General features: G+C 53.6%; 5 protein-coding genes. 2 read left to right on the top strand and 3 right to left on the bottom strand.

Annotated features, from left to right (window positions below):
* The first annotated feature begins 115 nt into the window (after positions 1 to 115).
* On the top strand, positions 116 to 2,221 hold the full coding sequence (gene fauA / locus ACTH3S_RS17545; RefSeq protein ID WP_441810302.1) for a TonB-dependent alcaligin siderophore receptor FauA: 2,106 nt from the start codon (positions 116 to 118) through the stop codon (positions 2,219 to 2,221).
* A 916-nt stretch (positions 2,222 to 3,137) separates the two neighbouring features.
* Here the strand turns inward: fauA and zigA are convergent.
* Positions 3,138 to 4,346: a zinc metallochaperone GTPase ZigA gene (gene zigA, locus ACTH3S_RS17550; RefSeq protein WP_441810303.1), complete on the bottom strand. Its 1,209-nt coding sequence runs from the start codon at positions 4,344 to 4,346 to the stop codon at positions 3,138 to 3,140.
* Positions 4,347 to 4,446: 100 nt separating this feature from the next.
* Between zigA and ACTH3S_RS17555 the strand changes: the two genes are divergently transcribed.
* Positions 4,447 to 5,073 (top strand): DUF1826 domain-containing protein, encoded by a 627-nt coding sequence (locus ACTH3S_RS17555; protein WP_441810304.1) that lies wholly within the window; start codon positions 4,447 to 4,449, stop codon positions 5,071 to 5,073.
* Between the two features lie 82 nt (positions 5,074 to 5,155).
* On the opposite strand, the gene ACTH3S_RS17560 is transcribed toward ACTH3S_RS17555, so the two are convergent.
* Together ACTH3S_RS17560 and ACTH3S_RS17565 are read right to left on the bottom strand one after the other, a co-directional pair.
* The gene (locus tag ACTH3S_RS17560; protein WP_441810305.1) at positions 5,156 to 5,356 is read right to left on the bottom strand and encodes a hypothetical protein; all 201 of its coding nucleotides are present in this window, start codon (positions 5,354 to 5,356) and stop codon (positions 5,156 to 5,158) included.
* A gap of 27 nt (positions 5,357 to 5,383) precedes the next feature.
* On the bottom strand, positions 5,384 to 5,869 hold the full coding sequence (locus tag ACTH3S_RS17565; RefSeq protein WP_441810306.1) for an Lrp/AsnC family transcriptional regulator: 486 nt from the start codon (positions 5,867 to 5,869) through the stop codon (positions 5,384 to 5,386).
* Between the last annotated feature and the right edge of the window lie 369 nt (positions 5,870 to 6,238).

Consider the following 6,238-nt stretch of genomic DNA (forward strand, 5'->3'; position numbering starts at 1 on the left):
CAAGTTAAAAAATGCCGCTTAGAATCTCTACAAAATTAGTTGACCATTACAGTTCCTTGACTCTTTTGCATTACACCGAGCGGGCCGCTTTAGCCCGCTGATCGCTCCCCTGTTGTTGAGTGTTTCAGTTTCCGCCGAAGAGATCCCTCTGGAACTGAACGTGCTGGACGAAATGGTCGTTACCGGGCGTCAGCTGTCGGCTGATTCCGAACAGCGTGACAGCTATACCCCCGGTGCCAGCACCACGGCTACTAGTTTACCCTTGTCCATCAAGGAAACGCCCCAGGCCGTCAGTGTGATTACGCACCAGCAGATCAAGGACCAGGGCCTGATAACCAGCGGAAAAATTCTGCACCGGGCTCCCGGCATCTCAATGACGCGCAGCGACAGTAACCGCTTCAACTATTCCTCCCGCGGTTATTCCATCAGTACTTATCAGTTTGACGGCCTGATGACACCGATTCAGGGCTACTGGAACTTCGGCGATACGGACTGGGACGGTGCCATTTACGACCGGATAGAAGTGGTCCGGGGCGCCACAGGGCTGCTGACGGGCGTGGGTGATCCTTCCGCCAGTGTTAACTTTATTCGTAAAAAACCATTACCGGAGTTCGCCGCTCGCGTTAGTGGAGATCTTGGGAGCTGGGACCAGCAACGCTTGATGGCTGATGTGTCTGCTCCGCTGGGAGGTTCAGACCGCACCGCGGTACGTTTGATTGCTGTTCGCGACCGGCAGGACACCCATGTCGACAATATGGAGCACGACAAGGAAACCTACTACGGTGTGATCAACTCACAACTAACGCCCAACACGGATGTCAGTCTGGGCGTGGAATACCAGCACAATCAGACCGATGGCGCTGGTGGTGGTTTTCCCATGTTTTATGCGGATGGCAGCCAGACCGACTTTGATCATTCTGCCTCCAACAACACTCGCTGGTCCCGCTTTTTTAACGAAACTACCCGGGCGTTTATCGATGTGAATCACTTTCTGGACAATAGCTGGCGACTGCGGGCGGCCTATAGCTACGACGATGGCAATTACGGTCTGACCTATCTGTTCCGGAGCGGTTTTCCGGATCGACACACCGGTGAAGGCATGTCCGCCTATTTCGCCAACTACCGGGGTGATCGCCGTCGTCAGGATATGCATTTCACCGCAGAGGGACCTTTTGAACTCTTTGGCCGCGATCATGAAGCTGCTTTTGGCTGGGTGCGTACCCAGGACGATCTCGACATGCGTCTGGCTTCACCAGCGGGAGCGACGCCTGACATAGGTGCCTATATTAACGGACAAGGTGCTCCCGTTGCCGAACCCGAATGGGGCGCATACGGCAGCGTTGATGACAGCAAGCTGGTGCAGAGCGGTGCCTATGCTGTTGGCCGGTTGTCACTGGCTGATCCCCTGCATCTGGTTGCCGGCATCCGGCTCAGCAACTGGGATCTTGAGCAGGTCTATTTCGGGGACGAACGACAATATTCCTACAATAATGAGCTGACCCCTTATGCCGGCCTGATATACGACTTTAACGATCGCGTCAGTGGCTATGTCAGCTATACCGAGATTTTTCAGAGCCAGAACGTACGTTCCGCAGACGGCTCTTTGCTGGATCCCATCACCGGTCGCAACTATGAGGTGGGCCTGAAAGCGACGCTGGCGGATGAACTGGAAATGAACCTGGCTGTGTTCCGCAGTGTGCAGAATGGCCTGGGTGAAGCCATTCCGGGTGAGACTGTGAACGGTCGCCCAGACACCCAGGCTTATCGGGCCACCGATGGTGCCACGGTTGAAGGTGTTGAAACCGAACTGGTTGGCAGTTTGGCCTCGGGTTGGAATCTCAATGCCAGTTTTACACTGGCGAACCCGATAAGTGCAGACGGGGACCGCATGAATACCACACACCCGCGGCAGCAGGCCAAGCTGTTTACCAGCTATCAGTTTGACGGTGACTGGCACCCGCTCCGCCTTGGCGGCGGTCTGCGCTGGCAGAGCAAAATCTACCGAGATACCCGCGGACCGGCTGGCACAACACGCCTGACCCAGGGCAGTTATTCAGTGGTCGACCTGATGGCCCACTATGACATCACCCCGGAGCTCAGTGCCCAGCTGAACCTGAACAACGTGTTTGATAAGGAGTACCACGATCAGGTGGGGTTCTACAGCCAGGGCTGGTGGGGCGAACCACGTAACCTTCGCCTGTCGCTGAGCTACGACTTCTAAAAGAGAACGCATGCCCCCAGCTGTAAGGGGATAAACTAGCGACTAGTTCTCTCGTAATGTGAGCAGATTGCATCTAGATGCTCTGCGGAGGAAATAAATCATGAGGACAGTCGCCGTATTTGATTTTGGGTGCCTAGGTAGAAGCTCTGCACTTGCTTACTGCTACAGGCCACGGCAGCATAAGTAATGCCGCATAACTTATGTGGATCTACACTGTTACTATTGATGCTATTCTGTGGGCCAGACATAAAGCGACACTTATTAGAACAACCACTAACAGCCAAAAAATGTCACGCTGAAGGAGGTGTCAAAACATCACCCTTTCCCAGACTTCAGACGAAGGGAGCCTGCACTGCTCGCGCTGAATGATGGCTCTACGGTTGTCCAGATTGCCCAGGTGCTTCGGATAAGCGATCAACCGAACAACCGATCTACAACAGGAAAAAGGCTGGAGAACTAAGAGGTTGGTCGGCATTTTGACTGGGCATAAAGGCGACCGACCGCCCAAGTTGACTGATAATATGTTGGATATGGCTGCAGATATTGCCCGCTCTAAGCCACTGACGCTGGCTAAGATAGCTATCTGCGCTCGCGACCAATATCCTGATGCCTTTTCATTTAGTTTGGACCGCTTTCAGCTGGACTAAAAGCCAGAAAGCTATCTTTCAAATGAACCCGGCTTAGTCTCGAAAAAAGAGACGAAGCAGCCTTCCAGGAGGTACAAGGATGGCATTTCTGAGTCTGTATGGGACAGCTTGTTGCCGTGTATCCTTGTTGGGTAATAAAACGAATATCCTGTGAATATTCGCAGTTGTTACCCAGCAAAGATGGCTAGCCCAGAGGCGTGTCGTGGGAGCAGACTCTGTTTCCTCTGTATCCGATCTTAAACCAGATCACATTTTTACTTAGATTGGTGTTATTCCCAGGAGGGGAAGGGATCGGGCAGGTGCTGCCAGTGATGTTCACCCTCGGCCATTTCCTGCTCGCTAAGCAGGCAGGTGTCCAGCTGGTGGCATAATTCGGCCTGATTTAGCCCCTGGCCGATAAACACCAGTTCCTGACGCTTGTCGCCGTAGGGCTCCTGCCAGCTGGCCAGGATATGGGCGCGACTCTCTTCGTCGTCCGGCCAGTCTTCCGCAGGAATGGCATGCCAGAACAGTCCGGCTCCGCCGTGATAGGCGATGCCGCCAGCCTGATTCCACTGCCCGGCAAAGTCCGGGCGGCTGGCCAGCCAGAAAAAGCCTTTGGATCTTAATAGCTTGCCTGCCTGCTCGGGTTGCTGTAGCCAGTGGTAAAAGCGTTGCGGGTGAAAGGGCGTGCGCGCCCGATAGACAAAGCTGCTGATGCCATATTCTTCGCTCTCGGGTACCTGTTCACCGCGCAGAGTGTGCATCCAACCCGGGGCGCGGGCGGCGCGTTCAAAGCAGAAGCGGTGGGTACCCAGTACCCGCTCTATATCCACCCGACCCTGGCTGATGGGGATGATATCGGCCTGTGGATTCAACTTCGCCAGAATGGCGGTCAGTTCGGCCAGCTGTTCGGTAGAGACCAAATCGGTTTTACTGATCAGCAGCAGGTCGCAGAATTCCACCTGTTCTATCAGTAGATCGGTCACGCTACGATTATCGTCTTCCCCCAGGCTTTCTCCGGTGTCTTGCAGGTCTCGAGCTGCATTGAAGTCGGCCAGAAAATTCACCGCATCCACCACCGTCACCATGGTATCCAGCCGGGCCAGGTCGCTCAGGCTGGTGCCGTCTTCATCGGCAAAAGTGAAGGTTTCGGCCACCGGTAGCGGCTCCGAGATGCCGGTGGATTCAATCAACAGATAATCGAAACGCCCGGCATCGGCCAGGCGACGCACTTCGATAAGCAGGTCTTCGCGCAGAGTGCAGCAAATGCAGCCATTGCTCATTTCCACCAGCTTTTCTTCGCCCCAGCGCAGGGCGACCTGCTGCCCAAGGGTGGCGGCGTCGATATTTACCTCGCTCATGTCGTTGACGATGACGGCCACCCGCAACCCCAGGCGATTGTTGAGAATGTGGTTGAGCACAGTGGTTTTTCCGGCACCCAGAAAACCGGAGAGCACGGTCACCGGCAGGCGGGGGAGAGCAGCATGATGCGACATGAGAAGATCCGTTTAGTGACTTGATTGAATATATTACTTGCTGTTATAACATAACAATATATTTTCAGGAAAGCACAACCTCAAGGAACTTACTCCAATCATGATCAGCGCCGCACCCACTGCCAATACGTTCACCGAGATCAGTCGTCAGGGCACTGCACCCAGCGTGTTTACCCACATTTACGAGCCTGATTGTCAGCTGGCCATCTGGCACCGATCGCTCCCCGTTACTGCTGGAGATTACGCCCTTGAGTTAAACCGGCATCATCATGTGATCAATATGCGCGAACTGTTGGCTCCCGCCGAGGTATCGGCGGTGTTGTCGACTCGGTTACCCAACTTGCCCGGGCGAGACGGGCTGGCGGCGGATGTGCAGCAACTGGCCGAGATGTTTGCCTGTCTGTTTGATTTGAATCGAATCGGCCTGCGCTTGGCCAGCCTGCAAACGGCCATGTGCCCGCGCTTTCATGTAGACCGGGTTCCTTGCCGACTAGTCACCACCTATAGCGGCCCCGGTACCCATTGGCTGGATGGAGTGCAGCGCAATCAATTGCTCAATGCGGCAGGTCAAGAGCCGGCTCAGTGGCAGCGGCTGGTGCTTGGTGAAGTGGCGCTGATGAAAGGCGATGGCTGGCAAGATAACGACGGCCAGGGACTTTGGCATCGTTCACCGCCGGTGCCCACCGGTTACCGACGATTGTTTTTGTCACTGGATTTTGCCGAATAGGCGCTCGGGTTTACATTTTTGGCTGTGGCCTTACAATGCGGCGCTTTGTGTGAAAAAAGGAAGCAAAGCGTATGCAGTGGGTTCATTGCGCCCGAGTGGGCAGAATAAGTTTGGCGGCGTGGCCGTTATTGTGCGTCAGCACCGGTGAATACAGCGAAAAAGGATGGTTCACCTGATGCCAGCTCATGCCGAACGTCGGCGGGTAGCCGGCCAAATCTACCCCTTGTTCAAACAGCTCAAACATACTTTCATTCGTGAGGTCTGCCACCTGAAGCGTGGTCACTGGAACCTATTCCCTATTCCCAGCACGTCACCCCAGATGATCCAGCGGTAGCGCGGTTTCGTGTTTGATACGTCGTAGCACAAAGCTTGAGCGTACGCCGGTTACGCCGTTTAAGCGGGTGAGTTTGCCCAGTAAAAATTGCTGGTAATGCTCCATATCACGTACTATCACTTTCAGCTGATAATCGGCTTCTGTGCCTGTGACTAAATCACACTCTAATACTTCCGAAAAGTCATTAATGGCGGCGTCAAAATTCTCAAAGCGCTCTGGGGTGTGCCGGTCGAGTGAGATATGAATATAGGCTTGTAAGCTTAGGCCCAACTTATTGGCATTAAGCAAGGTGACATGATCGGCAATTAACCCCGCATCTTCTAGTGCTTTTACCCGCCGCGAGCAAGGTGAGGGCGATAAACCAATGCGCTCTGCCAGTTCAAGGTTGCTAATGCGGCCATTACGTTGCATTAGTTCTAAAATACGTCTATCTGTACGGTCGAGTTGTACTAGATTGCTCAAGCGGACTACCTATTAAAATAATTGTTTATTATAAGTATTATAAAGGGTGATTTGTTGCTAATAAAGCGTCATTTCCCCTTTAATTTGCAACCACTCTCCCTCGGTGTTGCGCTACTATAGTTTCATCTTATGGAGACAAACAGACCGTTACCTTCGGAAACTGTTGCTAACCAATTTAGGAAATTGGCAAGCGCCACAAAGGCCGCATTTTAAGCTAATGTTAGGCTGGGAGCAGGGCCACAAGCCCAATGCACAAGATCACGCCAAATCGGCACAGACAACGGCAAGACCGATAAAAAAGAGCACCTTGGGTGCTCTTTTTTTGTTTGCCCAGCAAAGCTGGCAAACCCGATAGGCCGAAAGAAGCCT

Source organism: Marinobacter sp. (assembly GCF_052094685.1).
In the GTDB taxonomy this organism is placed as follows: domain Bacteria; phylum Pseudomonadota; class Gammaproteobacteria; order Pseudomonadales; family Oleiphilaceae; genus Marinobacter.

Bases quoted from the DNA above. Each gene is read 5' to 3' on its own strand.
- zigA (WP_441810303.1), bottom strand. From the start codon at position 4,346: ATGTCGCATCATGCTGCTCTCCCCCGCCTGCCGGTGACCGTGCTCTCC.
- ACTH3S_RS17555 (WP_441810304.1), top strand. From the start codon at position 4,447: ATGATCAGCGCCGCACCCACTGCCAATACGTTCACCGAGATCAGTCGT.